Annotated in this window: 25 protein-coding genes and 4 tRNA genes; 13 read left to right on the forward strand and 16 right to left on the reverse strand. The window is 72.0% G+C overall.

Features of this window, described 5'->3' with window-relative positions:
* Window positions 1-21: 21 nt before the first annotated feature.
* The 4 genes from N538_RS0107365 to N538_RS0107380 all read right to left on the reverse strand — a co-directional run bounded on the left by N538_RS0107365 (window position 22) and on the right by N538_RS0107380 (window position 4,539).
* Window positions 22-1,209, reverse strand: coding sequence for an ROK family protein (locus N538_RS0107365; RefSeq protein ID WP_028636789.1), 1,188 nt, complete (start codon window positions 1,207-1,209; stop codon window positions 22-24).
* A gap of 25 nt (window positions 1,210-1,234) precedes the next feature.
* Complete coding sequence (locus tag N538_RS0107370) at window positions 1,235-2,503, reverse strand: sugar ABC transporter permease (protein ID WP_028636790.1); 1,269 nt, start codon at window positions 2,501-2,503, stop codon at window positions 1,235-1,237.
* On the reverse strand, window positions 2,500-3,294 hold the full coding sequence (locus N538_RS0107375) for an ATP-binding cassette domain-containing protein (RefSeq protein WP_051548934.1): 795 nt from the start codon (window positions 3,292-3,294) through the stop codon (window positions 2,500-2,502). Before N538_RS0107375 ends, N538_RS0107370 begins: the two co-directional genes overlap by 4 nt.
* Before the next feature lie 120 nt (window positions 3,295-3,414).
* Entirely contained in the window at window positions 3,415-4,539 is a 1,125-nt protein-coding gene (locus tag N538_RS0107380) for a sugar ABC transporter substrate-binding protein (protein WP_028636792.1), read from the reverse strand.
* A 195-nt stretch (window positions 4,540-4,734) separates the two neighbouring features.
* Between N538_RS0107380 and xylA the strand changes: the two genes are divergently transcribed.
* Entirely contained in the window at window positions 4,735-5,901 is a 1,167-nt protein-coding gene (gene xylA / locus N538_RS0107385; protein WP_028636793.1) for a xylose isomerase, read from the forward strand.
* A gap of 61 nt (window positions 5,902-5,962) precedes the next feature.
* Here the strand turns inward: xylA and N538_RS0107390 are convergent, their stop codons facing one another.
* Both N538_RS0107390 and N538_RS0107395 read right to left on the reverse strand, forming a co-directional pair.
* Complete coding sequence (locus N538_RS0107390) at window positions 5,963-6,724, reverse strand: inositol monophosphatase family protein (RefSeq protein WP_028636794.1); 762 nt, start codon at window positions 6,722-6,724, stop codon at window positions 5,963-5,965.
* Window positions 6,721-7,245, reverse strand: coding sequence for an HIT family protein (locus tag N538_RS0107395; protein WP_028636795.1), 525 nt, complete (start codon window positions 7,243-7,245; stop codon window positions 6,721-6,723). The genes N538_RS0107390 and N538_RS0107395 overlap by 4 nt, the downstream gene beginning before the upstream one ends.
* A gap of 25 nt (window positions 7,246-7,270) precedes the next feature.
* Between N538_RS0107395 and N538_RS24230 the strand changes: the two genes are divergently transcribed.
* Together N538_RS24230 and N538_RS24235 are read left to right on the forward strand one after the other, a co-directional pair.
* Window positions 7,271-7,744 carry a GNAT family N-acetyltransferase gene (locus N538_RS24230; protein WP_036569787.1) on the forward strand — a complete coding sequence of 158 codons (474 nt, stop codon included), beginning with the start codon at window positions 7,271-7,273 and terminating at the stop codon, window positions 7,742-7,744.
* Window positions 7,741-8,229: a GNAT family N-acetyltransferase gene (locus N538_RS24235; RefSeq protein WP_051548938.1), complete on the forward strand. Its 489-nt coding sequence runs from the start codon at window positions 7,741-7,743 to the stop codon at window positions 8,227-8,229. The genes N538_RS24230 and N538_RS24235 overlap by 4 nt, the downstream gene beginning before the upstream one ends.
* Here N538_RS24235 and N538_RS0107410 read toward each other — a convergent pair.
* The 3 genes from N538_RS0107410 to N538_RS0107420 form a co-directional block, all read right to left on the reverse strand.
* The gene (locus N538_RS0107410; protein ID WP_028636796.1) at window positions 8,177-9,121 is read right to left on the reverse strand and encodes a hypothetical protein; all 945 of its coding nucleotides are present in this window, start codon (window positions 9,119-9,121) and stop codon (window positions 8,177-8,179) included. The two genes, N538_RS24235 and N538_RS0107410, sit on opposite strands and share 53 nt — an antisense overlap.
* 3 nt (window positions 9,122-9,124) lie before the next feature.
* Window positions 9,125-11,113 (reverse strand): threonine--tRNA ligase, encoded by a 1,989-nt coding sequence (gene thrS / locus N538_RS0107415; RefSeq protein ID WP_028636797.1) that lies wholly within the window; start codon window positions 11,111-11,113, stop codon window positions 9,125-9,127.
* 151 nt (window positions 11,114-11,264) lie between these two features.
* A tRNA-Val gene (locus N538_RS0107420) sits at window positions 11,265-11,336 on the reverse strand.
* A 96-nt stretch (window positions 11,337-11,432) separates the two neighbouring features.
* Between N538_RS0107420 and N538_RS0107425 the strand changes: the two genes are divergently transcribed.
* Window positions 11,433-11,864, forward strand: a complete 432-nt coding sequence (locus N538_RS0107425; protein ID WP_028636798.1) for an SsgA family sporulation/cell division regulator — start codon at window positions 11,433-11,435, stop codon at window positions 11,862-11,864.
* Here N538_RS0107425 and N538_RS0107430 read toward each other — a convergent pair.
* A complete protein-coding gene (locus tag N538_RS0107430; RefSeq protein ID WP_028636799.1) occupies window positions 11,850-12,671 on the reverse strand; it encodes an aminotransferase class IV in 822 nt (273 codons plus the stop codon). The genes N538_RS0107425 and N538_RS0107430 overlap by 15 nt on opposite strands.
* A 131-nt stretch (window positions 12,672-12,802) precedes the next feature.
* Here N538_RS0107430 and N538_RS0107435 point away from each other — a divergent pair.
* From N538_RS0107435 to N538_RS0107450, 4 genes are all read left to right on the forward strand, one after another.
* Window positions 12,803-12,875, forward strand: a tRNA-Gly gene (locus tag N538_RS0107435).
* 31 nt (window positions 12,876-12,906) lie between these two features.
* A tRNA-Cys gene (locus N538_RS0107440) sits at window positions 12,907-12,977 on the forward strand.
* A gap of 30 nt (window positions 12,978-13,007) precedes the next feature.
* Window positions 13,008-13,082 (forward strand) — tRNA-Val (locus N538_RS0107445).
* Between the two features lie 544 nt (window positions 13,083-13,626).
* Window positions 13,627-14,082 carry a hypothetical protein gene (locus N538_RS0107450; RefSeq protein WP_155991998.1) on the forward strand — a complete coding sequence of 152 codons (456 nt, stop codon included), beginning with the start codon at window positions 13,627-13,629 and terminating at the stop codon, window positions 14,080-14,082.
* On the opposite strand, the gene N538_RS0107455 is transcribed toward N538_RS0107450, so the two are convergent.
* Both N538_RS0107455 and N538_RS28915 read right to left on the reverse strand, forming a co-directional pair.
* Window positions 14,048-14,434, reverse strand: coding sequence for a pyridoxamine 5'-phosphate oxidase family protein (locus N538_RS0107455; RefSeq protein WP_197025264.1), 387 nt, complete (start codon window positions 14,432-14,434; stop codon window positions 14,048-14,050). The genes N538_RS0107450 and N538_RS0107455 overlap by 35 nt on opposite strands.
* Before the next feature lie 5 nt (window positions 14,435-14,439).
* Window positions 14,440-14,592 (reverse strand): hypothetical protein, encoded by a 153-nt coding sequence (locus N538_RS28915; RefSeq protein WP_197025265.1) that lies wholly within the window; start codon window positions 14,590-14,592, stop codon window positions 14,440-14,442.
* A 203-nt stretch (window positions 14,593-14,795) separates the two neighbouring features.
* Between N538_RS28915 and N538_RS0107465 the strand changes: the two genes are divergently transcribed.
* Entirely contained in the window at window positions 14,796-15,386 is a 591-nt protein-coding gene (locus N538_RS0107465) for a CBS domain-containing protein (RefSeq protein ID WP_028636802.1), read from the forward strand.
* Here the strand turns inward: N538_RS0107465 and mmuM are convergent.
* Window positions 15,327-16,229, reverse strand: coding sequence for a homocysteine S-methyltransferase (mmuM, locus tag N538_RS0107470; RefSeq protein WP_028636803.1), 903 nt, complete (start codon window positions 16,227-16,229; stop codon window positions 15,327-15,329). The genes N538_RS0107465 and mmuM overlap by 60 nt on opposite strands.
* A 22-nt stretch (window positions 16,230-16,251) precedes the next feature.
* Window positions 16,252-16,806, reverse strand: a complete 555-nt coding sequence (locus N538_RS0107475) for a hypothetical protein (RefSeq protein ID WP_028636804.1) — start codon at window positions 16,804-16,806, stop codon at window positions 16,252-16,254.
* A gap of 106 nt (window positions 16,807-16,912) precedes the next feature.
* Here N538_RS0107475 and ppdK point away from each other — a divergent pair, with 106 nt between their 5' ends.
* The 4 genes from ppdK (at window position 16,913) to N538_RS0107495 (ending at window position 21,730) form a co-directional block, all read left to right on the forward strand.
* A complete protein-coding gene (gene ppdK, locus N538_RS0107480) occupies window positions 16,913-19,546 on the forward strand; it encodes a pyruvate, phosphate dikinase (protein WP_028636805.1) in 2,634 nt (877 codons plus the stop codon).
* Between the two features lie 84 nt (window positions 19,547-19,630).
* Complete coding sequence (locus N538_RS24240) at window positions 19,631-20,053, forward strand: CBS domain-containing protein (protein ID WP_051548941.1); 423 nt, start codon at window positions 19,631-19,633, stop codon at window positions 20,051-20,053.
* Window positions 20,050-21,066 (forward strand): alcohol dehydrogenase AdhP, encoded by a 1,017-nt coding sequence (adhP, locus tag N538_RS0107490; RefSeq protein ID WP_028636806.1) that lies wholly within the window; start codon window positions 20,050-20,052, stop codon window positions 21,064-21,066. Before N538_RS24240 ends, adhP begins: the two co-directional genes overlap by 4 nt.
* 355 nt (window positions 21,067-21,421) lie before the next feature.
* Window positions 21,422-21,730 (forward strand): STAS domain-containing protein, encoded by a 309-nt coding sequence (locus N538_RS0107495; protein WP_028636807.1) that lies wholly within the window; start codon window positions 21,422-21,424, stop codon window positions 21,728-21,730.
* A 136-nt stretch (window positions 21,731-21,866) separates the two neighbouring features.
* Here N538_RS0107495 and N538_RS24245 read toward each other — a convergent pair whose 3' ends face one another.
* Window positions 21,867-23,870, reverse strand: a complete 2,004-nt coding sequence (locus N538_RS24245; RefSeq protein WP_051548942.1) for an ATP-binding protein — start codon at window positions 23,868-23,870, stop codon at window positions 21,867-21,869.
* 87 nt (window positions 23,871-23,957) lie between these two features.
* Window positions 23,958-25,058 carry a potassium channel family protein gene (locus tag N538_RS0107505; RefSeq protein ID WP_051548943.1) on the reverse strand — a complete coding sequence of 367 codons (1,101 nt, stop codon included), beginning with the start codon at window positions 25,056-25,058 and terminating at the stop codon, window positions 23,958-23,960.
* Window positions 25,059-25,067 lie beyond the last annotated feature (9 nt).

The raw sequence follows: 25,067 nt of genomic DNA on the forward strand, positions 1-25,067 counted from the left end.
CAGGTTACCGGTCGGTGCGGCTCAGACCGCGTGCGGCACGGCCTGCGGATGGTCGAGCACCGGCGCGAACGCCAGCTCCGCGGCGCCGATCAGTGGCGAGTCGTCGTGCAGTGCCGCGGCGCGGATCACGACGTCCTCGCGTGGGGACATCATCGTGCTGCGGCTGAGGGCGTCGTTGACCCGGTCCTCCGCCGCCCGCCAGATCTGGGCCAGGCTGCCGCCCAGGACCACGACCTCGGGGTTGAACAGGTTGACGATCACCCGGATCCCGATGCCGCACCACTCCGCGACCTCGGCGACCGCCTCCGCGGCACGGACCTCGCCGCCCTGCGCGGCGGCGATCACCTCGGCCACCGCCGGCGGCCCGCCTCCGGCCAGCCGGCCGGCCCGCCGGAGCAGCACGTTCTCGCCGATCTTGGTCTCCCAGCAGCCGAAGGCTCCGCAGCGGCAGACCGGCCCGCCGCTGTCGACCTGCATGTGGCCGACCTCGCCGGCGTACCCGCTCGAGCCGGTCAGTGGGCGGCCGCCCATCAGGAAGCCACCACCGATACCGACGCTCGCGCTGAGGTAGACGACGTCGGAGTACCCGACCGCGGCGCCCCGGACGTGCTCGGCGAGCGCGCCCAGGTTCGCATCGTTGCCGGTCGACACCGGCTTGCCGAGGCGCTTCGAGAGGAGGTCCGTGAACGGCGCGTCGACCCACCCCAGGTTGGGCGCGAACCGCACCAGGCCGTCACCCGCCCGGACCGCGCCCGGTACGGCGACCCCGACGCCCAGGCAGCGCCGGCCGGGGGCGCCACCGAGCACGTCCCCGATCATCTGCGCGACGGAGTCGACCACGTGGTCGACGTCGTGCTCGCCGCGCTGGTGGGGACGGTGACGGCGCTCGAAGACCTCGCCGCCGAGCCCCACCAGGGCCACGGAGATCCGGTCCACGCCGACGTCGACCGCCACCACCACGTTGTCCTCGCGGGGGACGACGAGGTGGGACGGGCGCCCGGAACGCCCGCCCACCGCCGCTGTCTCCTCGGACACCAGCGCCAGGCTCTGCAGCTCGACCGTGAGCGCACCGATGGTGCTCCGGTTCAGGCCGAGCTGCTTCGTGAGCGCGGCGCGCGTGGTCGGGCCGTGCGTGTGCACCGTCTGGAGGATGGCGCGCAGGTTCGCACGCCGCAGCTCCTCCGTGCCGACGCCGGTCGGGGTGGGCATGGCCGTCTCTCCTCGCCCGCCCCGGTCAGGCCCGGCCTGAGGCGGCTGCGCGCCTGCGGCTGATGGCGTCGACGCTCGCGGCGACCAGGAGCACGAGCCCGGTCACGATGTACACGACGCCGGGCTCCTGGTTCAGCAGGCCCATGCCGTTCGCGATGACGGCCACCACCGTGCCGCCGATGACCGCGTCCACCACGCGACCCTTGCCGCCGAAGAGGCTGGTGCCACCGATGACGGCAGCGCCCACGGCGTACAGCAGGGTCTCGTTGCCACCGGTCTGCGGAGACACGGAGTGGTTGCGTGCCGCCAGCAGGAGGCCGCCGATCGCTGCCACCGACGAGCAGAGGATGAAGCAGCTGAGCTTCACCCACATCACGTTGATGCCGGCTCGGCGGGCGGCCTCGGCGTTGCCGCCGACCGCATAGACGTGCCGGCCCCAGGCGCTGCGACCGAGCAGGAACGACAGGACCAGCAGCAGCCCGAGGATCACCACCATCGAGTTCGGCACGCCCTTGAGCGACTTGAACGCGGGGTTGAGACTGCGCTCGCGCGAGAGGTACCCGACGAACAGCACGGCGATCACGGCCAGCGAACCCGTCTTGATGGCCCACAGGAGAGTCGGCTCGTGCTGCAGTCCGGCCCTGCGTCGCCGAGCGTTGCGCAGGTAGGTCACGGCGGCGTACCCGAGCACGAGCGCCGCGGCAAGCGTCCAGCCCAGCCAGACGGGCAGGTTCTTGTCGGTGATCGCCCGGATCGACTCGTTCTCGAACGGGATGGTGCCGCCCTCGCCGATGATCTCGAGCATCACGCCCTGGAGGCCCAGGTAGGCGGCCAGCGTGACCACGAACGACGGGATGCCGAGCCGGGCGACCAGGAGGCCGATGCACGTGCCGATGACGACGCCGGTGGCGATGCACGCGAGGACCGAGATGAACCAGCCCTGGTCGTGGTTGGTCATCACCACGCCCATCACCGCTGCAGCGGTACCGCCGGTGAAGCCGGCCGAGAGGTCGATCTCGCCGAGCAGGAGCACGAAGACCAGGCCCATCGCGATCACCGTGACGGCGGCCGACTGGTTGATCAGGTTCGCGAAGTTGAGCTCGGAGGTGAAGGTGTCCGGTCGCAGGATCGAGAACACGATGACCAGGACCAGCAGGCCGAGGACGGCCGGCAGGGCGCCGACGTCACCGCCCCGGACCTTGGCGACGTAGGAGCGCCAGATGCCGCCGAGGTTCTGGGCCTGCCACGGCTCCGGTGCGACGGCCGGGGACTCCGGTTTCTTCGTGGCGGTCATGCCGATGCTCCTTCCGCGCCGGTCGAACCGGTGGTGATCAGCTGGACCACTTGGTTCGAGGTCACGTCGTCCTTGCGGACCTGGGCGACCATCTGTCCGAGGTACAGGACGGCGATGTCGTCGGCGACCTGGAAGACGTCGTTGAGGTTGTGGCTGATCAGGATCACGCCGAGTCCGCTGTCAGCCAGTCGGCGGACGAGGAGCAGCACCTGCTCGGTCTGCGCCACGCCCAGGGCGGCGGTCGGCTCGTCGAGGATGACGAGACGCGAGTTCCACAGCACCGACCGGGCAATGGCCACGGTCTGCCGCTGTCCACCGGACAGGGAGGCGACCTTGGTCCGTACCGACTGGAGCGTGCGCACGGACAGGCCGTTGAGGGTCTCGCGAGCGCGCTTCTCCATCGCGTCCTCGTCGAGCAGCCCGCGGTGGCGCAGCTCGCGCCCGAGGAACATGTTGTGGACGACGTCCAGGTTGTCGCACAGGGCGAGGTCCTGGTACACGACCTCGATGCCGAGGCCGCTCGCGTCCTTGGGGTTGTGCACGGTCACGGGCCTGCCGTCGAAGACGTACTCGCCCTCGTCGAAGCTGTGGATGCCGGCGATGCCCTTGATCAGGGTGCTCTTGCCGGCACCGTTGTCACCGACGAGCGCCGTGACCTCGCCGGCCTTCACGTCGAGGTCGATGCCGCGCAGCACGTGCACGGCGCCGAAGCTCTTCTGGATGCCGCGCAGGCGCAGCAGCGGCTCACCGGAACTGGGAGCGGCGGCGCGCTCCGAAGCGGTCGCAGTCACTGATCCTCCTGGGTGTGTGTGGTCGTGGCCGGGCAGGGCCGAGCCTCGGGTCACCATGGCAGAGGCGGGGGCGACTCGTGCCGCCCCCGCCTCCGTCGTCTGGTGCTGTGGTTCAGGCGATCAGCTGATGCCCGCCTTGGTGCAGGCAGCGGCCACCTTGCCGGTGCAGACGTCGGCCGCCTTGGCGAAGCCGTCGTCGAACGGCTGCTTGATGTTGTCCATCGTGATCCAGACCGGCGTGGCCAGCGAGGACGGGACGTCCTTGCCGGTCTTGGTGTCCGGAACGGTGCCGTTGACCAGGCTGCTGGTGTCGTCACCCTTGATCAGCGCGATCGCCAGGTCGGACGCGGCCTTGGCCTCGAGGTCGGTGTTCTTGTAGACCGAACCGCACTGGTTGCCGAGGAGGATGTTCTGCAGGCCGCCGACCGAGGCGTCCTGACCCGTGATCGGGATCTCGCCCGCCACGCCCTGGGCCTCCATACGGGCGATGATGCCGCCGGCCATGGTGTCGTTGGCCGAGACCACACCGTCGATCTTGCCCTTGTTCTGGGTGTACAGCTGCTCGAACGCCGTACCGGCCTTGGTCGCGTCCCAGAAGCCGCTCTGGTCGCCGACCAGGGTGTAGTCGCCCGAGTCGATCTTCGGCTTGAGCGCCTCCTCGTAGCCCTGCTTGAAGAGGGCGGCGTTGTTGTCGTTCGGGTCGCCGTCGATGTAGATGATGTTCGCCTTGGTCTTGCCCTTGTCGTCCAGGCAGGTCTGCAGGCCCTGACCCATCAGCTTGCCCACGCCGACGTTGTCGAACGAGACGTAGAACGACGCGCCGCCACCCAGGGTCAGGCGGTCGTAGTCGATGCTCTGAACGCCGGCGTCGGCGGCCTTCTTCAGGCACGCGGCTCCGGAGTCCGAGTCCAGGTTGACGATCATCAGGACCTTGACGCCCTCGGTGATCATGTTGTCGCAGATCGTGCCGAACTTGTCGACGTCACCGCCGGCGTTCTGGATGTCCGACTCGACGCCGGCAGAGTCGAACGCTGCCTGCAGGCTGGGGCGGTCGTTGGCCTCCCAGCGCGGCGAAGTGGTGGTGTCCGGAAGGATCACGCCCACCTTCCCGACACTGCTGCTGCCGTCGCCGCTGCCGTCGCTGCTGCCGCCGCTGTCGCTGCTGCCGCACGCGGCCAACGCTCCGACCGCCAGCACGCTCGCTGCTACCAGGGACGCATAGCGCGCACCCTTGTTCCTGACCATTCCTCGACCTCCATGGCTCGGACCGGTGTGACCACTGTCGTGTGACCGTCGTCACCGGGTATGTTGTCGGCGACAACATACTCAGCGCAAGCCCAGCGCGGCAAGCGGATCTGAGAGCGTGTTTTGTTGCACGTTCCAACTAAGCGTCCCTGCCGCGTGAGCGTGACCGAATCGTGATGGAGACCGAGGAACCCGATGAGCGCCGACGACCGCTACTCCCCCACCCGTGACGACCGCTTCTCCTTCGGCCTGTGGACCGTCGGCTGGCAGGGCGTCGATGTCTTCGGCGGTGCGATCCGCCCCGCGCTGGACCCGGCCGAGGCCATCCACCGGCTCAGCGACCTCGGGGCGTACGGCGTCACCTTCCACGACAACGACGTGTTCCCGTTCGACGCCGACGCGGCGACCAGGGAGAAGCACCTCGCGCCGTTCCGCAAGGCGCTCGAGGAGACCGGGCTCATCGTCCCGATGGTGACCACGAACCTCTTCTCCCACCCGGTCTTCCGCGACGGCGGCTTCACCAACAACGACCGGGACGTCCGCCGGTTCGCGATCCGCAAGGCCGCCGACCAGATCGACCTCGCCGCCGAGCTCGGCGCGAAGGTCTTCGTGGCGTGGGGCGGTCGCGAGGGAGCGGAGTCGGGTGCCGCCAAGGACGTGAAGACCGCGCTCGCGCGCTACAAGGAGGCGTTCGACGTCCTCGGCTCCTACTCCGTGGAGCAGGGCTACGACCTGCGCTTCGCGATCGAGCCGAAGCCGAACGAGCCGCGCGGCGACATCCTGCTCCCCACGATCGGCCACGCGTTGGCGTTCATCAACGAGCTCGAGCACTCCGAGCTGGTCGGCCTCAACCCCGAGGTCGGCCACGAGGAGATGGCCTCGCTCAACTACGCGCACGGGCTCGCCCAGGCGCTGTGGCACGGCAAGCTCTTCCACATCGACCTCAACGGCCAGACCGGGCCCCGCTACGACCAGGACCTCCGGTTCGGCGCCGGCAACGCACGAGGCGCGTTCTGGACCGTCGACATCGTCGAGAACGGTGGCTACGACGGGCCGCGGCACTTCGACTACAAGCCGCCGCGCACCGAGGACATGGAGGGCGTCTGGGAGTCCGCCCGCGCGTGCATGCGCAACTACCTGATCCTGCGGGACAAGGTCCGGGCGTTCCGCGCCGACCCCGACGTCCAGCAGGCGCTGCGCGACGCCCGGGTCGACCAGCTCGGCGTCTCGACCCTGGCCGCCGGTGAGTCGCTCGCCGACCTGCGGTCCGAGTCGTTCGACCCCGACGCCGCCGCCCAGCGCGGCATGGGCTTCGAGAAGCTCGACCAGCTGGCCCTGGAGCACCTGTACGGCGTGCGCTGAGGCGGTAGTCCCTCACGAAAATGCTCTCGACAGCGCGTGCGGACGACATTTTCGCCAGGGACTACGCCAGCAGGGCGGCGGCGATGTCGGCGACGGCGGTCGGGGCGCCCGCGGCGTACCAGGTGACGCCGCCGGCCTCGATCCGCTGAGCCGCACCCCCGGCACCGAGGATCAGCGCGGCGCCGGGGAGCTCGTCCCAGGGCGGCAGCGAGTGCTGGCACCGGACGTGGAGCGCCCCCGTCGCGACCGCCGTCGCGTCCATCGACGCGGAGCCCAGCATGCGCAGGGTCGCGACGCCGCCGACCATCCGGGTGAACGCCACGCCCACCTCGTCGTCGTACGACGGCGGATGGAGGTACGTCGTCAGGCACGACTCGGCCAGGGGCCGGTCCGTCAGTGGGCCGACGGGCCGGCCGTCGAGCGTGGTCGGCAGGCCCGGACCACCGACGAACGTGCGGCCGGTGGCCGGGTGGTGCACGGCGCCCAGCACGAGCTCGTCCCCGTCGGTGAGGGCGATCGCCGAGCACCACCACTCCAGCCCCGCCACGAAGTTGTAGGTGCCGTCGACCGGGTCGATCACCCAGGTGCGACCGCTGGTGCCGGTGTGGGCGGCACCCTCCTCGCCGAGCACGCCGTCGTCCGGCCGCCGCTCGGCGAGGGCCTCGACGACCAGCCTCTCGGCAGCGTGGTCGGCCTCCGTCACGACGTCCGAGATCGACGTCTTCGTGTCGTGCGCGATGCCGCCGCCGCGCATCCGGTGCGCGAGGGTGCCGGCCTCGCGCACCACCCACGCCGCGAGCGCGGCGTCATCGGCGAGGCTCACGACCAGGCCTCGGCGAGCAGCGCGCGGGTGTCGGACAGCAGCTGCGGCAGGGTCTTGGTGCCGCCGAGGACGGTGATGAAGTTCGCGTCGCCGGACCAGCGCGGTACGACGTGCTGGTGCAGGTGCTCCGACAGCGAGCCGCCGGCGACGCCGCCCAGGTTGATCCCGACGTTGAAGGCGTGCGGTCCGCTGACCGTCCGCAGCACCCGGACCGCCTGCTGGGTCGTCGCCATCAGCTCGGCGGTCTCCGTGTCGGTGAGGTCCTCGAGCTCGGCGACGTGCCGGTGCGGCAGGACCATCAGGTGGCCGGGGTTGTACGGGTGCAGGTTGAGGACCGCGAAGCAGGTCTCGCCGCGGTGGATGACCAGGCTCTCCTCGACGGGCAGCTCGGCCATGGCGCAGAACGGGCAGCCGGCGTCGCCGGAGGGCCGGGCCGGGGCGACGTACGCCATCCGGTGCGGTGTCCAGAGCCGGTCGAACCCCTCGAACCCGTCGCGCACGTGTCCCGCGGGATCGCTCATGGGTCAACCCTAGGGTGAGGGGGTGATGCTCCGACCAGCCGTCCCGGACGACATGGCGACCGTCGCCGACATCTGGCATCGGGCCTGGCACGTCTCGCACCCGGGGCACGTCCCCGACGGGCTGACCGCCGGGCGCACGCTCGCGGCGTTCCACGAGCGGACGCCGTCCCGGACGGCCGACACGACGGTCGCGGAGGTCGCCGGTCGCGTCGTCGGCTTCGCGATGGTGTCCGGCGACGAGCTCGAGCAGATCTTCGTCGACCCCGACCTGCACGGCTCCGGCGTCGCCGCGCCGCTGCTCGCGGACGGCGAGCGCCGGATCGCGGAGGCGGGGTACGACGTCGCGTGGCTCGCCGTCGTCGTCGGCAACGACCGGGCGCGCCGGTTCTACGAGAAGCACGGTTGGTACGACGCGGGCGACCTGCCGTACCACGTCACGGCGCAGGGCGAGCAGTTCATCTCCCCGTGCCGTCGCTACGAGAAGCGCGTACGTCCGTGATCCGTCGCGCGACGGACGCGGACGCGGCGACGCTCGCGCGGATCTGGCACGACGCCTGGCACGACGCCCACGACGGGCACGTCCCACCCGGCCTGGTGGCGGCACGGACGCGCGCGACGTTCGACGAGCGGGTCGGGGCCCTGCTCCCCCGCGCCATGGTCGCCGAGGTTGACGGCCGGGTCGCGGGCTTCGTCACCGTCGACGAGGACGAGCTCGAGCTGCTGTTCGTCGACGCGGGGCGCCGCGGCACCGGCGTCGCCGCCGAGCTGGTGGCCACCGCCGAGGAGCGCGGCGCGACCTGGCTCAGCGTGGTGACCGGGAACGCGCGGGCCCGCCGCTTCTACGAGCGGCAGGGGTACGCCGACACCGGGGCCGACCAGGAGACCGTGACGGTCGCGGGGACGGCGTACCGGATCGACGGCCGCAGGTACGTCAGGTCTGCGCGAACCACCGGGCCAGCGCCGCGGAGGTCCCCGGACAGGTGAGGTCCTGGTCGCGGTCGTCGGCCACCCACTGCGCGAGCACCGCGGGACCACCCTGGATCGACCAGTCGTCCCCGCAGCGCTCGCGCGCCTCGGCCGCCGAGGTCTCGCCCGCGGCCCGCCACTCGGGGACGCCGAGCGCGAGGTCGCCGACGACGCCGCGCCACAGCGCCGGCGTCGAGTAGACGCCGACGCGGTACCCGGCGTACCGGTAGCCGCGCACCGCGCCCTCGACCACCGCGGCGTTGCGGGTCGGGTCGGCGCTCCACTCGAAGTCCGGCACCGGCTCGACGTCGACCCAGACGACCGGCGAGGCGAGCCCGGCCCGGCGCATGGTCACGACGTTCGCCAGCGCCTGCTGGTAGCCGGTGTTCGCGAGCGCGCCGAGGGCCGTCGAGCCGTCGTACGGGCCGTCGGTCCGGTGCTCGGCGACCGCGGTGTCGTCCGGCAGGCTCACAACGGCGTACGCCGCGGTGAGCAGGTGCCGCTCGCGGGCCCAGCGGACCTGGTCCGCCAGGCACGGGTTGACCGTGAAGCCCGGCCCGTTCGTGAGGCCCAGCACGACGTACGCCGGGTCCGGCAGCGGCATCGGCCGGCCGAGCGTCCGGCGTTCGGGGATGCCCATGCCGCGGGGGCACTGCGGCCAGCTGACGTCCGCGCCGAGCACCTCGCCGGTCCGCGGTTGCGGCGCACGGCGGGTCGAGGGCAGCGCCGCGGCGGCGGCCTCGGCGAGCCGGGCGAGCGCCTGGAGCCGGGCCGCCTGCGGGTCCTGCGTCGGCCTGACGACGGAGCTCGGCCGCGGTGTGGCCGGCGCGGGGACCGGGTCGACGCTGCTGGACGAGCACGCGGGCACGCCGAGGGCGAGGACCAGGAGGGCCCGCGCCGCCCGGCGCACCGCTCAGACCTGGGTGCGCGCGGCGACCGCTTCGACCACGCGCTGGATCGCCTCGTCGACCGGGACGCCGTTGTCCTGGTGGCCGTCGCGGTAGCGGAACGAGACAGCACCGGCTGCCAGGTCGTCGTCACCGGCGATCATCATGAACGGCACCTTCTGCAGCTGCGCGTTGCGGATCTTCTTCTGCATCCGGTCGTCGGAGTCGTCGACCTCGACCCGCAGCCCCTGCCCGCGCATTCGCTTCGCGACGTCGTACAGGTAGTCGTTGTGCCGCTCGGCGATCGGGATCGCCTGGACCTGCACGGGCGCGAGCCACGGCGGGAACGCGCCGGCGTAGTGCTCGACCAGCACACCGAAGAACCGCTCGAGGGAGCCGAACTTCGCGGAGTGGATCATCACCGGCTGCTGGCGGGAGCCGTCCGCGGCCTGGTACTCCAGCTCGAAGCCCCGCGGCTGGTTGAAGTCGTACTGGATGGTCGACATCTGCCAGGTGCGCCCGATGGCGTCGCGTGCCTGCACCGAGATCTTCGGGCCGTAGAACGCCGCGCCGCCCGGGTCCGGGACGAGCTCGAGGCCGGAGGACACGGCGACGTCCTCGAGCACCTTGGTGGCGGTCGCCCAGTCCTCGTCGGAGCCGACGAACTTGTCCGGCTTCGAGTCGTCGCGGGTGGACAGCTCCAGGTAGAAGTCGTCGATGCCGAAGTCCCGCAGCAGTCCGAGCACGAAGTTCAGCAGGTGCTCGATCTCGGCCGGCGCCTGCTCGGGGGTGACGTAGGAGTGCGAGTCGTCCTGGGTCATGCCGCGCACGCGGGTGAGGCCGTGCACGACGCCGGACTTCTCGTAGCGGTAGACCGACCCGAACTCGAAGAGCCGCAGCGGGAGCTCGCGGTAGGACCGCCCGCGCGACTTGAAGATCAGGTTGTGCATCGGGCAGTTCATGGCCTTGAGGTAGTAGTTCGCGCCCTCGAACTCCATCGGCGGGAACATGGTGTCGGCGTAGTACGGCAGGTGCCCGGAGGTGTGGAACAGGCCCTCCTTGCTGATGTGGGGGGTGCCGACGTACTGGAAGCCCTCCTCGATGTGGCGCTGGCGGACGTAGTCCTCCATCTCGCGCTTGACCACCCCGCCCTTGGGGTGGAACACGACGAGGCCGGAGCCGATCTCGTCGGGGAAGCTGAACAGGTCGAGGTCGCGGCCGAGCTTGCGGTGGTCGCGGCGCTCCGCCTCCTCGAGCCGGTGCAGGTGCTCGTCGAGTGCTTCCTTCGACTCCCACGCGGTGCCGTAGATGCGCTGGAGCTGCTTGTTCTTCTCGTCGCCGCGCCAGTACGCCGCCGCGGTGCGCATCAGCTTGAACGCCGGGATCCGCTTGGTGGTCGGCAGGTGCGGGCCGCGGCACAGGTCGCTCCACGCGACCTCGCCGTTGCGTCGTACGTTGTCGTAGATGGTGAGGTCGCCGGAGCCGACCTCGACGTTCGCACCCTCGGCCGCGTCGTCGGACTTGCCGGCGCCCTTGAGGCCGATCAGCTCGATCTTGTACGGCTCGTCGGCGAGCTCGTGGATCGCGTCGTGGTCGGTGGTGACCCGGCGCTCGAAGCGCTGGCCCTCCTTGATGATCTTCCGCATCGCGGTCTCGATCTTCGCGAGGTCCTCGGGCACGAACGGGGTCTCGACGTCGAAGTCGTAGTAGAAGCCGTTCTCCACCGGCGGGCCGATGCCCAGCTTCGCCTCGGGGAACAGCTGCTGCACGGCCTGCGCCATCACGTGCGCGGTCGAGTGCCGCAGGATGTCGTGGCCGTCCTTGCTGTCGATCGCGACGCCCTCGAGCAGGTCGCCGTCGGCGAGCTCGTAGGAGAGGTCCTTGAGGTCGCCGTTCACCCGGGCAGCGATGACCTTGTCGTCGTCGCGGTACAGCTCCCAGGCCCTGGTGCCCGTCGTGACCGTCCGCTCCTCACGCACGTCGGCGTGGACGAGGGCGATCTTCAGGTCGGACACAGTGGTCTCCTCGGGGTGTGGGACTGGCCTCTGGATCGTATCGAGCGGGTCGGCCGGCACGCGCGGCGGTTTCCGGGACGCGCCCCCGGTCCGACCGCGTCGGAGCCACAAATGAGCGAGAGCCGCACGCTCGGCGTACGGCTCCCTGCGGTGGGCGATACTGGGTTCGAACCAGTGACCTCTTCGGTGTGAACGAAGCGCGCTACCACTGCGCCAATCGCCCGCTGTGTGCGGTCGCAGACTTTAGCCTACCGATCCGCGAGGTTCACATTCACCGTACTTCGGCGTCATGGAGGCCGGGGTCCGCCGTCTCCTCCGTGTGAACCCGCAGCCCATCTCCGGAGCCCTGTCGCAGGAGCTCACCCTGCAGATCCTCGACGCCTGGGGGCGCACCGTCGACCTCGCGGCCTCGTTCGAGTACGACGCCGGCGACCCGTGGGCGGTGTGGATCACCTTCCGCGGCACAGCGGACTCCGTGCGCTGGGCCGTCGGCCGGGAGCTGCTGCTGAGCGGGCTCACCGACCCGGCCGGCGAGGGCGACGTCCAGCTGTTCCCGAGCGTCGACGAGAACGGCCGAGCCGCCGTGATCATGGAGCTCTGCTCCCCCGACGGTCGCCTGGTCACCCAGATGCGGACCAGCGATCTGTACGGCTTCCTCTCCCGCACCCTGGCGGTCGTGCCGCTCGGTGCGGAGACCATCGACCTCGACCTCCTGGTCGAGTCGCTGGTCGGCCAGTCAGAGCCCCAGTAGCTCGGGCTCCCGCTTCCGCCACAGCTCGCGCACCTCGGTCGTCACCGGCCCGGGCGTGGGCAGCTCCCGATCGTCCCAGCGCGAGACGGGCTGCGCGTCCCGCGTGGTCGACGCCAGGAACACCTCACTGGCGTCCCGGACGGTCTCGATCGGCTCGTCCACCTCGCGGCCGCCGTACCACTCGAGGATCAGGCCGCGGGTGACGCCGGCCAGACATCCGCTGGCCAGCGTGGGCGTGCGCAGCTCCCCGTCCACCACGTAGAAGACGTTGGTGCCGGTGCCCTCGCAGAGGTGGCCGGCGAGGTTCGCGAACACCGCCTCACTCGCGCCCTTCTGCTTCGCCGCCGCCAGGGCGACGACGTTCTCGGCGTACGACGTGGTCTTCAGGCCGGCCAGCGCACCGCGCTCGTTGCGCGGCCAGGGCACGGTGGCGACGGCCGTCGAGTCCGGCCAGGGCGTCATCGCGTCGGCGACCACGATCACCGTCGGCGCCGCATCGCCACGCCCCGAGCCCAGCGGCGCCGGACCGCCGGTGACCGTGATCCGGAGCCGGCCGAGCGGCAGGTCCGGACCCTCGAGAACGGCGACGATCCCCCGACGTACGGCGGCCTCGTCGAGGGCGGGCAGGCCCAGGCCGGCGGCCGATCGGTGCAGGCGGTCGAGGTGCAGGTCGAGCGCGAACGGCAGACCGTCGACGACCTTGATCGCCTCGAACACACCGTCCCCGACCGTGAGGCCGTGGTCGCTCACGAGCACCGCCGGAACGGCCGCATCGGGGAGCACCTGACCGTTGATCCACGCACGCATACGCTCACCCTAGGGGCGCCGGAAACCCGCCGACGTGGGACCAACGCGCCGCCATCAGCCCGATTTTGCATGGTCTGGGGCATCGGCTACTGTTCTCACGCACGCCGACCGGGAGACCGGTCGGAGCGCAGGCGGACGTAGCTCAGTTGGTAGAGCGCAACCTTGCCAAGGTTGAGGTCGCGAGTTCGAGCCTCGTCGTCCGCTCGGAGAGGTCTCTCCCTGGTTTGGCCTCCATGGTGGGTTGGCCGAGAGGCGAGGCAACGGACTGCAAATCCGTGTACACGGGTTCAAATCCCGTACCCACCTCCGCGCAGTTCCTCCACAAACTCAAGACCCGGGCGATTGGCGCAGCGGTAGCGCGCTTCCTTGACACGGAAGAGGTCACTGGTTCAAACCCAGTATCGCCCACCAGCAACAACAGGCCCCTGAGCAGGCACAGCGCCTCTCAGGGGTCTTTTCCGTTCCCGGCGCTGCGCCGGAGCTGAAGCGGGTGGAGCCTGCTTCGCAGGATCAGTGGGCTGGCGCAGTCCGCGGGCGGCTGTCGCTGCTGGCGGGTCCGCAACGGCGAGTGTGGTTCGCGTCGACGACGTGGTGATGCCGAGCAGGGGCTCGCCGAGGCGACGACCTTGCTCCCCGCGCCGGAGCCGGCGGAGGAATGCGAGAGTCCGAGCCGTCCGCGTCCTGGCCGACGTCAGGTCAGGATGCCGACGAGGATCGCGATCGCGACGCCGCACAGGAACACCATGTTCCAGGTCATTCATCACCTCCGGGGGACTGCGGTTGCTACCGCCCGGGACGACCGTTGGCCGTAGTAGAACGCCGCAGCCGCGGCCGATCAAGGACGGCGCGCCGTGGTCTGGTCCGGTGAGCCAGGCACCCGGCGTCGTACCTCTTCGTGTTCGCGCGGCGCTCCGCCGACTCCGCATCATTCGAACAGGTGTTCTAACCTGAGCGGGTGAGGAGGACACCGGGGACGCCGGGACACGTGTGGGTGAACGTCACCGGCGACCCTCGGTGGGCGCGGCCCGGACTCCTCCTGACACAGCGTGAGGTCGGTGCCCGCACGGAGGCCTGGGTCGTCACCGCGGCCGTGGAGCGGCCGAGCGGCACGCTGCGGGTCCGCGAGGGCTGGACCCGGTCCGAGCACCTCTCCGACTCCGGCCCTCCCCCGGCGCCACGAGCGCCGCGGCACGTGATGGTCCGCCTGGGCCCGGACTCCCTCGACGTGCACCCCGGCCTGTTGCTGTTCTGGTGGGGCCTGCCCGCGGTCGGCGGCGCCCAGTGGCTGGCGTGGGTCGTCTGGGCCTCCGGCGGCGGTCACCACGAGGTCGAGGCGCACCAGGGCTGGTTGCCGGCCGGACAGGTCCGGCCGGTGGTCACGGGCGTCGGAGCGCGAGGCGGCGGCCGCTGACCACGGTCGGGACCAGCCGGACCACGTCGTACTTGAGGGTGCGCAGCCAGGAGGATGCGACGACGTCGTCGAGCTCGTCGGTGGCGTCCTCGGGGAGGTGCTCCAGCCGGCCGCGGGCGAGCACCGACCAGGCCTCCTCCCCCGTCAGGTCGTCGATCTCCAGGGCCGCCTCGGCCTGCAGCTCGGCCGCGAGCAGCTTGTTGCCCTCGCCGGTCGCGACCAGCAGGCTCTCGTCACGCACTGCGTAGTTCACGGGGACGACGTGCACCTCGTCGACCAGCCGGTACGCCAGCCGGCCGACCCGCTCCTGCGCGAGGAGCGCCCAGCACTCCTCCCGACTCAGGACGGTCATCGTGCTCATCCCCTCGGGGCCGGCGCGACGATGCGAACCGGGCTGTGCGCGGAGCGCAGCACGGCGCGGGCGGTGCCGCCCAGATGGGTCGCGGCCGGTACGCCGCGGGTCCGGCGGGCGATGACGACGACGTTCGACGGGGTGGATCGGATGGTCATGGCGGCCTCCTTCGCTCACCTCCATGCTCGACCGACGGACCCGGCACCGTCAGGGCCGCCCGCCTGCGCCGTCCGGGACCTTGGTCACTGGCCGCCGGGACGGACCGATCTGTCCCGGCACACGCAAGCTGGACCACGCTGGGGCCATGAGCACCGAGAGGCACCGCCAGTCCGATGCGGGTGCCTGACCGAAGGAGACCGCCATGCTCGTCCGGGACCTGATGACCCCTGATCCCGTCACCGCCACCGCGGAGACGGGCATCAAGCAGGCGCTGACCAGGCTCGCCGACCTCGGCATCACCTCGATGCCCGTCGTCGACGACCGGGGACGGCTGTGCGGCATCGTGAGCGAGGCCGACCTGATCCGGGAGGTCGTGCCGCGCGACCCGCGCGCGCAGGAGCGCCCGGTGGTCGTCGAGCCGTTGTACCCGCCCGGGACCGTGGGAGAGGTGTGCACCCGCTCGGCGGCATCGGTACGGATCGACGACGACGTCGCGAGCGCCGTCGAGCTGATGACCGCACTCTCCGCGAAGAGCGTGCCGGTGCTCGACGACGGCGGCCGGCTGGTCGGCATCCTCAGCCGCAGCGACGTGGTCCAGGCGCTCGCCCGCTCCGACGACGTCATCGCGGCCGACATCGACGACCTGCTCGGCTCCCTCGGGCACACCGACTGGCTGGTCGAGGTCGAGGACGGCGTCGTCACCGTCGGCGGGCCCTCCGGGTCTCCGGAGCAGTCACTCGCCGTCGTCGTCGCCCGGACGGTCCCCGGCGTCGTCGAGGTCCACGTCGACTGAGGCGGCCAGCGCTGCGATGTCGGCCGGCCCGGTGCCGCAGCACCCGCCGACGTACTCCACGCCGGCCTCGCGCCACAGCGGCAGGAGGCCGAGGTCGACCGGCTCGCCGTACACCCAGCGCCGGGTGGCCGCGTCCCAGGTTCCGCCCCGGTTCGGGTACGCGACGGCCGGCGCTCGGGTGGCTGCGACCGCGGCCCGCACGGCTACGAGGACGTCGGCCTGGTCGGAGCAGTTCACACCGGCGGCGCGCAGCCACGGCCGGTCGGCCAGCACGGCGTACGCATCGGGCAGCGGCTGACCGGCGCAGGTCGTCCCGTCCCGGACCGAGTAGCTGAACCAGGCGGGTACGCCGAGGTCGTCGAGCAGCTCCGCCAGCACGACCGCCTCGTCGGCGTCGGGCACGGTCTCGACCGCGAGCAGGTCGGGACCCGCGGCGGCCAGCAGCTCCAGGCGCGGCCCATGGAAGTCGCGGAGCCGCGAGACCGGGACGCCGTACCGGCCCCGGTACTCCGAGCCGTCGGCGAGGAACGCGCCGTACGGGCCGACCGACGCCGCGACGAGGAGGCCGGGCGCGTCCATCGAGTCGCGGACCTCCCGGGCGATCGTCACGCTGCGGGTGACGAGCCGCGCGGCGTCGTCGTACCCGGCGGCGGCGAAGCCCTCGATGCTGGCCTGGTAGCTCGCGGTCGTCGCGACCTGCGCGCCGGCCCGGTAGTACGCCCGGTGGGCGGCGGCGATCCGCTCCGGCTCCTCCGCGAGCAGGCGCGCGGTCCAGAGGGCACCGGACAGGTCCGCGCCCTGCTCCTCGAGCGCGGTGGAGAGCCCGCCGTCCAGCACCAGCACGGTGCCATCCTGCACCGCCGCGTCACGCGATGGTCGACAACCCGGAAGCCACGGGCACGGCGAGGGGTTGCTCGCGCGACGCGGTCAGCAGGACCGGGCAGGCGGCACCCCGGACCACTCCCCGGGCCACCGGCCCCACCCGGGAGTGCCGGCCGAGCACCACGAGATCGGCGTGCCGCGACGCCTCGACGAGCGCGTCGACGGAGTGCCGGCGGTGGGTCGTGACGACCACGAGGCGCGCGTGCCACAGCCGGGCGGTCGCGGCGGCGACGGCGAGCAGCTCGGGGCAGGCCGCCGGGTCGTCGATCCCGGCGACGACCGTGCGCGGGCCGAGCCGGGGCCGCCAGTCGTCGGGCACGCAGACGAGGGGGGCCCCGAGGTGCGCGGCGAGCTCGGGGAAGCGTCCGGCCACGACGAGGTCCGCTGCACCGGCCGCCTCCGACACCGTGCGGACGTCGCGGGCCTGCACCATCGACAGCTCGGCCCGGCGCCGTCCGGCCTCAGCGACGGCGTGGTCGACTGCCGCGCTCGAGCCGTACCTGCCGACCGCGACAACGACCCGCGCTGCCGTCTGCATGGCTCCAACCTCCCTCCCGGACCACCGGCCGGGACAGGGACCATCGGCCCGGATCCGGGGGCCGGGCGCCCTCGCACTCCCGGCGGCGCGGGTGCAGGCTCTGACCATGAGCAGGTACGTCTACGACTTCGCGCAGGGCAACAAGGACCAGAAGGACCTCCTCGGGGGCAAGGGCGCCGGGCTGGCCGAGATGACCAACCTCGGGCTGCCGGTGCCGCCCGGCTTCACGATCTCGACCGAGGCCTGCCGCGCCTACCTCGCCGAGGGTGCCGAGCCCGACGTCCTGGAAGCCGAGGTCGACGAGCACCTGCGCGCCCTCGAGGAGCGGATGGGCCGGCGGCTCGGTGACCCGCACGACCCGCTGCTGGTGTCCGTGCGGTCGGGCGCGAAGTTCTCGATGCCCGGGATGATGGAGACCGTCCTCGACGTCGGCCTCAACGACGAGTCGGTCGTGGGGTTGGCGCAGCAGAGCGGCGACGAGCGGTTCGCGGCGGACTCCTACCGGCGGCTGCTGCAGATGTTCGGCACGACGGTGCTCGGCATCGACGGTGCGGCGTTCTCCGACCGGATGGACGCCGGCGACCTGCTCGACGCCGAGCAGCTCCGCGCGGTCGTCGAGGACTTCAAGGCGGTGGTCCGCCAGCACACCGGTCGCGACTTCCCGCAGGACCCGCGCGAGCAGCTGCGGCTCGCGATCCGCGCGGTCTTCGCCTCGTGGAACACGCCCCGCGCGGCGCTCTACCGCCGGCAGGAGCAGATCCCGGACGACCTCGGCACGGCGGTCAACGTGCAGGCGATGGTGTTCGGCAACCGCGGCGGTTCCTCCGGCTCAGGTGTGGCGTTCACCCGGGACCCGGCCACCGGTGACCAGGGCGTGTACGGCGACTACCTGAGCGACGCCCAGGGAGAGGACGTGGTGTCCGGCGTCCGGAACACGGTCTCGATCGCGGACCTGGCCGAGCTGGACCGCTCGTCGTACGACGAGCTGCTGCGGATCATGGAGGTCCTGGAGAAGCACTACCGGGACATGTGCGACCTCGAGTTCACCATCGAGGACGGTCGCCTGTGGATGCTCCAGACCCGCGTCGGGAAGCGTACGGCGGAGGCCGCGGTGCGGATCGCGGTCGACATGGTCGACGAGGGGCTGATCGACGAGGACGAGGCCCTGCGCCGGGTCACCGGCGAGCAGGTCGGGGCGCTCCTGTTCCCACGGTTCGCTCCCGACCCGGGGCGGCAGCCGGTGGCGACCGGGATGAGCGCCTCCCCCGGCGCGGCCGTCGGGAGGGTGGTGCTCGACTCGGCGACCGCGGTCGAGTGGGCCGCCCGCGGCGAGCACGTGATCCTGGTCCGCAAGGAGACCAGCCCCGAGGACCTGCCCGGGATGGTCGCGGCGAACGGCATCCTCACCAGCCGCGGCGGCAAGACGTCGCACGCCGCCGTCGTGGCCCGCGGGATGGGCCGCACCTGTGTCTGTGGCGCCGAGTCGATCGTGATCGACCTGCCGAACCGGCGGCTCACGGTGCGCGGCGGGCCGACGGTGGCCGAGGGGGACGTGATCTCGATCGACGGCAGCACCGGCGAGGTCTTCCTGGGCGAGGTGGCGGTGAGCGACCCCGCGGTCGTCCGGCGGCTCGAGGGCCAGGACGTCGACGACCCGGTCGCGGACGCGGTCGTGCGGCTGCTCGGCCGGGCCGACGCCGTACGCCGGCTGGCCGTCCGGGCGAACGCCGACACGCCCGAGGATGCGGCCCGGGCGCGCCGGTTCGGGGCCTGCGGCATCGGCCTCTGCCGGACCGAGCACATGTTCCTCGGTGAGCGTCGCGGGCTGGTCGAGGACCTGATCGTGGCCGAGGACGACGCCGGCCAGGAGTCCGCGCTGACCGGGCTGGAGCCGCTGCAGCGCCAGGACTTCACCGAGATCCTGGCCGCGATGGACGGGCTGCCCGTGACGGTGCGGCTGATCGACCCGCCCCTGCACGAGTTCCTGCCCGACCTGACCGACCTCTCGGTGCGGGTCGCGCTCGAGGACGAGCGGCACGTCGAGGACGAGCACGACCACCGGATGCTGGCCGCGGTCCGGCGGCTGCACGAGCAGAACCCGATGCTCGGGTTGCGGGGTGTCCGGCTCGGCATCGTGATCCCCGGCCTGTTCGACATGCAGGCCCGGGCGATCGCCGAGGCGACCGCGGACCGGATCGCCGCGGGCGGCGACCCGCGTCCGGAGATCATGGTCCCGCTGGTCGCCAGCGAGCGGGAGCTGGCGCTGGTCCGCGCCCAGCTCGAGCAGGTCGTGGCCACGGTCGCCGACGAGCGCGGCATCACCCTGGACATCCCCATCGGCACCATGATCGAGCTGCCGCGCGCCGCGGTGACCGCCGACCGGATCGCCACCGTGGCCGACTTCTTCTCGTTCGGCACCAACGACCTGACCCAGACGACGTGGGGCTTCTCCCGCGACGACGTCGAGTCGGAGTTCTTCCCGGCGTACCGCGACCACGGGGTTTTCCCGGTCTCGCCGTTCGAGACCTTGGACGTCGAAGGCGTCGGCGAGCTGGTGCGGACGGCGGTCCGGCTCGGCCGGCAGACCCGACCCGACCTGCACCTGGGCGTGTGCGGCGAGCACGGCGGCGACCCCGCGTCCATCCACTTCTTCGACGAGGTGGGGCTCGACTACGTGTCCTGCTCTCCGTACCGGGTGCCGGTCGCCCGCTGGGAGGCGGCGCGTGCCGCGCTCGGCTGAAAGGCCCGTCGGGGGCTGACCTTCGACTCTGCCGGCGGCCGCTCGGCCCCACGAGGCTGGAGCTGAGCCGAAGGAGGTACGCCGATGCTGGTCCGGGACGTGATGACCTCGCCGGTCGTGACCGTGCACGTCGACGACGGGCTGGACCTCGCAGCGCGGCTGCTGCGCGAGCACGGCGTCCGGGCACTCCCGGTCGTCGACGGTGACGGTCACGTGCTGGGCATGGTGACCGAGACCGACGTGGTCAGGGACGCGGTCCCCCGCGACCCGTGGGCCCGCGACCTCCATCCGTCCGCGAGCGGCCCGCACCCCGCGAGCGTCCGCGATGTCATGAGCTTCCACCCGGTGGCCCTGCTGCCGGACGTGGAGCTCCCCGTGGCCGCCGACCTCCTGGTCAGCGGCCACCTCACCAGCCTGCCCGTCGTCGAGGACGGTGTGGTCGTCGGCATCCTGACCCGCCGCGACCTGGTCGCCGTCCTCGCACCCCCTACCGAGGAACAGCCATGAAGGCAGCAGTCGTCACCAGCTTCACCGAGCCCCTGGAGATCCAGGAGCTCCCCGTCCCCGAGCCCGGACCCGGCCAGGTCCTGGTCCACGTGGAGGCCAGCGGCCTGTGCCACACCGACATCCACGCCGCGCACGGCGACTGGCCGATCAAGCCGACCCCGCCGTTCGTGCCGGGTCACGAAGGGGTCGGCGTGATCGAGGCGGTCGGACCCGGCGTCACCCACCGTGCGATCGGTGACCGCGTCGCGGTGCCGTGGCTCGGCCACGCGTGCGGCCACTGCGACCACTGCGTCTCCGGCTGGGAGACGCTGTGCGAGGAGCAGCAGAACACCGGCTACTCGATCGACGGCGGCTTCGCCGAGTACCTCGTGGCCGACGCGACGTACGTCGTCCCGGTCCCCGACGGGGTGTCGTCGTACGACGCCGCGCCGCTGACCTGCGCGGGCGTGACCACGTACAAGGCGATCAAGGTCGCCGGCGTCCGGCCGTCCGAACGGGTCGCGGTGTTCGGCGTCGGCGGCCTCGGCCACCTCGCGGTGCAGTACGCCCGCCTGGTCGGCGGCACCGTGATCGCCGTGGACGTCGAGGAGGAGAAGCTGGAGCTCGCCACCGAGCTCGGCGCCGACCACGTCGTCAACGCGAGCAGGACCGACCCGGTCGCGGCCATCGAGGCCCTCGGCGGGGCGGACGTCGCGGTCGTGCTGGCGGTCATCCCGTCGGTGTTCGAGCAGGCGTTCGCGAGCCTGCGCCGCGGCGGGCGGCTGATCTGTGTCGGGCTGCCGCCCGAGAGCGACGGGCCGATGAGCCTGCCGATCTTCCCGACCGTCCTCAAGGGCGTCTCGGTGATCGGCTCGATCGTCGGCACCCGTCAGGACCTCGCGGAGGTCTTCGCGCTGCACGCGCTGGGCCGGACCCGCGTGATCGCGGAGAGCCGCAAGCTCGACGACGTGAACGCGGCGATCGACGAGGTGCTCGCCGGCCGCGCGCCGGCGCGCCTGGTGTTCGAGTTCTGACCGACTCCCCGGGCAGCGGCCGGGAGCCGGCCGAGGACAGGGAGGGCCCGAGGGCAGCGACGACCTCGGGCCACCTCCCTGTCGACGATGCGTCCCGGGGATCCGACCCCGGGCGGCGGACCGCGCCGACGTCTCGGGTCACCGGCGCGGGCCGTAGGGAAGAGAGTAGGCAGAACCGCGTCGGGCGCGGGCCGTGTTGAGGGAATCTGGAGGAAGTTCTCACCTGCAGGGATGCGCCCGGAAGGGTGTGGGCGGGTCTCGCGGATTCGCCTAGGGTCGAAGCAGCCGAGAGTCTCTGTGACTCGCCAGCAAGGGCGTTCCATTCCCGGTTGCACACATTCGACCGGAGACGACCATGGACTTCTCGATCGCCATCACGATCGATCCGCCGACCGCCACGCTCACCGCCCACGGCGAGCTCGACATCTTCACCGCCCACGAGGTCGCCCGCCAGCTCTCGGAGGCCGTCGGGTCCGGCTGCCGCCGGGTGCTCGTCGACGTGGGTGGCGTGACGTTCGTCGACGCCTCGGCCCTCGGCGTGCTCGCGTGGGCCCGGCACAACGTCGTGGTCCGGCAGGGTGACTTCGGGTTCGTGGCGACCAGTCCGCCGTTCCGCCGCCTCTGCGCGATGACCGGCCTGGACCGGGAGTTCGCGCTCAACTGAATCCGGCCGGCTCGCCCGGGGAGGCAGCGGTCCGCCCGCACACCCCGATCCCCCGTGGAGGGGTGTGAGCGGGCGGCCCACTGGCTTGCAAGGATCGGCGAGCGGCGTGCGCGGCGGTTCACCCCTGCGGGTGGAGCTACCCGTCGTACGCCGGCAGCGTGAGCTCGAAGACCGAGCCCGGCCCGTCCGGGTTCGCGAGGGCGGTGATGGTGCCGTCGTGCCGGTTGATGATCCGCCGGACGATCGAGAGGCCGAGTCCGCTGCCCTCGTAGTCGCGGTAGTGCGCCCGGTGGAACTCGTCGAAGATCTGCTCGCGCTCCCCTTCCGGGATGCCGATGCCGTTGTCGATGACCCGGATCGTCACGAAGCCCAGCTTCCCGCTGCACCCGTGCACGGCGATCCGTGGCTCGACGCCCGGGGCGACGTACTTCAGGGCGTTCCCGATCAGGTTGTCCAGCACCTGGCGGACCAGGACCCGGTCGGCCAGCAGCGGTGGGACCGGGCCGCAGGTCACGTTCTTCTCCGCGTGCCGTCCGGAGGCGACCTCGGCGACCAGCGAGCCGACGTCGACGCAGCTCACCTCGAGGTCGCGGGCACTGCTGGTCGCGTGCGTCAACAGGTCGCGGATCAGCTCCCGCATCCGGCGTGACGACGACCGCACCCGCGAGACGAACTCCCGGGCCAGCTCGGCGTCCAGGCCGCCGGTGTCCAGCTCGTCCGCGATCATCTCGGTCCACCCGTCGATCGCCGCGAGCGGGTTGCGGAGGTCGTGGGCGACGACGCCGGCGAACGCGGCGAGCTCCTCGCGCCGCGCATGCTCGATCGTGGTGTCCCGGAACAGCACCAGCGCCCGGGCCCGGGCGCGCAGCTCGTCGCGGGGCAGCGGCATGGCGGAGACCGCGACCACGCGGTCCGGCTGGTCGCCGTTGCGCACCAGGATCTCGGCGTCGCGCACGGTCTCCCCCAGGAGCGCCCGGCTGGAGGGCCGGTCGCCGTCGACCATCGGCGTCCCGTCGGCCCACCGGTCGGAGCGCGCGGCCAGCAGCTCGCAGGTCAGCTCCTGCTCGGCGAGCCCGAAGATCTCGGCGGCCGCGGCGTTGTGCAGCAGCAGGGCGCCAGCGGCGTCCAGGACGAACAGGCCCTCGTTCATCGACCCGATCACGGCCTGGCGCACACTCCCCTGGTAGTCGGCCTCCTCCTTGGTACGCCGCAGCTCGGCCGCGAGCGCCTCGCGCTCGTCGCGGCCGGTCGAGAGGCCCAGGCCCGTGACGACGAGGGTCGCGATGTAGAACTCCGCCAGCAGGTAGCCGATCTCGACCCGGTCCACCGCCGCGAACGGCCCGATGCCCGTCATCGTCAGGAAGATCGTCGCGACTCCGGCGAGGAAGGAGTGCGTGGCACTGAGCAACGTCGAGAAGCGGAGCCCGATCCACACGGTCGCGGCCAGCAGCGGGAACGCCAGCGGCAGCGTCTCGAAGGAGAAGGCCAGGCCGTACATGCCCACGGTGAACAGCACGGCCGCGGCCAGCTCGGCCCAGGTCGCCTCGCTGAGCAGCCGCGGCCGCGGGCGGCGGGACGTGATCCGCTGCCCGAGCAGCAGTCCGAACGTCACCACGATGAAGGCGCTGCAGGCGTTCCGGCCGAACCACAGCACGCCACCGAGGTCGAGGTCCCCGTCGCCGAGCAGGGTCCACGAGGCCGTGGCCAGGGCCGCACCGGCCGCGGTGCCGACCACCATCGCGACACCGAACCGAGCGAGCACCCGGGGCCGGTCGAGCGGGCGCTGGCCGCCGCAGCCCCAGAGGTCCGGGCACCAGAGGCGCAGCAGCAGGACCCCGAGGACGGTCTGCACGAGGACGGCACCGGCGAGGGCGACCGCGAGCTCGGGCTTCGAGCCGAGCACCAGGTTCGCACCCACCCCGACCACCAGCAGCAGCGCGCCGTCCCAGCTGAGCACCCGGGCGCCGCGCAGCAGCAGCCAGAGCATGGCGATGCCGCCGACCGGCAGCCCGGTCGCGAACCCCGGCGCCTCGTAGTCGCTCGCCCTGGTGCCGAGCGCGAGCACCATCAGGCACCCGGCGAAGACAAACCCTCCACCGGGACCGATGATCGCGCGCGCCATCTTCCGGTCGCCCGGCATTCCCCACTCCCACCTCAGGCCCCCACCCGTGCCCAGCAGGCTAGCCCTCCGGGCGGCCCCGCGTGGGGAACCGGGCCGGAACGGCGACTACGCGTCGTCGACGGCGAGGTCCTCGTCGTGGGTGCCCGGGCGGGGCGCCCACGGCAGCTCCTTCGCCGGGCGTACGACGATCAGCCGGTCGCCCCGGGCCAGCAGGGTGACCACCGGGTCGAAGTAGCGGTACACCTTCTCGTCGCGCACGACGGCGATCACCTGGTCGGGCAGCGACTGGGGCTGCCGGCCGACCTCGGAGACGAGCAGGTCGCGCTCGGCGACCTCGAGGCCCTCGCCGTACGTGAGGAGGTCCTCCATCACCGAGCCGAGCGTGGGCGACAGCGAGGACAGGCCCAGCAGCCGGCCGACCGCGTCGGAGGAGGTGATCACGGAGTTCGCACCGGACTGGCGCATCAGGGCGACGTTCTCCTGCTCCCGGACCGCCGCGACGATCCAGACGTCCGGGTTGAGCTGGCGGACGGTGAGCGTGGCCAGCACGTTGGAGTCGTCGCGGTTGGTCGTGATGATCACCTGGTTGGCGTCCTTGACGCCGGCGCGGCGGAGCACGTCCTGACGGGTGGCGTCGCCGGTCACGACGGCGAGGCCGTCGGCGTGGGCCTCCTGGAGCGCGGCGGCGCCGGGGTCGACGACCACGATCGACTCGCGGTCGATGCCGTTGTTGACGAGGGTGTCGACCGCGGCCCGTCCCTTGGTGCCGTAACCGATCACGACGACGTGGGCAGACATGTGCTTCCTCCAGCGGGCGACTCGGAACATCTCGCGACCCTGCGAGGCGAGCACCTCGAGGGTGGTCCCGATCAGCAGCACCAGGAAGGCGATGCGGAGCGGGGTGACGACGAACGCGTTGATCATCCGGGCGTGCGGCGCGACCGGCGCGATGTCGCCGTACCCGGTCGTGCTCAGCGTGACGGTCGAGTAGTAGATGGAGTCGACCAGGTCCACGTGGCCCGTCGGGTCGTTGGCGTCGTGGTAGGCGTCCCGGTCGAGGTAGACGAGCAGGACCGTGCCGACCAGGATGAACACCGCCAGCAGCAGCCGGCGGCTGAGCTCCCACCACGGCGACCGGCCGCGGTCGGGAAGGGAGAGCTTCCCGCGGGCGCGGCCCTGCGTGATGTCGCTGGAGTCGTCCGGCACGGCCGCAAT

It is taken from the genome of Nocardioides sp. URHA0032, assembly GCF_000620645.1.
Lineage (GTDB): Bacteria > Actinomycetota > Actinomycetes > Propionibacteriales > Nocardioidaceae > Nocardioides.

Bases quoted from the DNA above. Each gene is read 5' to 3' on its own strand.
- N538_RS0107365 (WP_028636789.1), bottom strand. From the start codon at position 1,209: ATGCCCACCCCGACCGGCGTCGGCACGGAGGAGCTGCGGCGTGCGAAC.
- N538_RS0107370 (WP_028636790.1), bottom strand. From the start codon at position 2,503: ATGACCGCCACGAAGAAACCGGAGTCCCCGGCCGTCGCACCGGAGCCG.
- N538_RS0107380 (WP_028636792.1), bottom strand. From the start codon at position 4,539: ATGGTCAGGAACAAGGGTGCGCGCTATGCGTCCCTGGTAGCAGCGAGC.
- xylA (WP_028636793.1), top strand. From the start codon at position 4,735: ATGAGCGCCGACGACCGCTACTCCCCCACCCGTGACGACCGCTTCTCC.
- N538_RS0107395 (WP_028636795.1), bottom strand. From the start codon at position 7,245: ATGAGCGATCCCGCGGGACACGTGCGCGACGGGTTCGAGGGGTTCGAC.
- N538_RS24230 (WP_036569787.1), top strand. From the start codon at position 7,271: ATGCTCCGACCAGCCGTCCCGGACGACATGGCGACCGTCGCCGACATC.
- N538_RS0107430 (WP_028636799.1), bottom strand. From the start codon at position 12,671: ATGCGTGCGTGGATCAACGGTCAGGTGCTCCCCGATGCGGCCGTTCCG.
- N538_RS0107455 (WP_197025264.1), bottom strand. From the start codon at position 14,434: ATGACCGTCCTGAGTCGGGAGGAGTGCTGGGCGCTCCTCGCGCAGGAG.
- N538_RS28915 (WP_197025265.1), bottom strand. From the start codon at position 14,592: ATGACCATCCGATCCACCCCGTCGAACGTCGTCGTCATCGCCCGCCGG.
- N538_RS0107465 (WP_028636802.1), top strand. From the start codon at position 14,796: ATGCTCGTCCGGGACCTGATGACCCCTGATCCCGTCACCGCCACCGCG.
- N538_RS0107475 (WP_028636804.1), bottom strand. From the start codon at position 16,806: ATGCAGACGGCAGCGCGGGTCGTTGTCGCGGTCGGCAGGTACGGCTCG.
- ppdK (WP_028636805.1), top strand. From the start codon at position 16,913: ATGAGCAGGTACGTCTACGACTTCGCGCAGGGCAACAAGGACCAGAAG.
- N538_RS24240 (WP_051548941.1), top strand. From the start codon at position 19,631: ATGCTGGTCCGGGACGTGATGACCTCGCCGGTCGTGACCGTGCACGTC.
- adhP (WP_028636806.1), top strand. From the start codon at position 20,050: ATGAAGGCAGCAGTCGTCACCAGCTTCACCGAGCCCCTGGAGATCCAG.
- N538_RS0107495 (WP_028636807.1), top strand. From the start codon at position 21,422: ATGGACTTCTCGATCGCCATCACGATCGATCCGCCGACCGCCACGCTC.
- N538_RS24245 (WP_051548942.1), bottom strand. From the start codon at position 23,870: ATGCCGGGCGACCGGAAGATGGCGCGCGCGATCATCGGTCCCGGTGGA.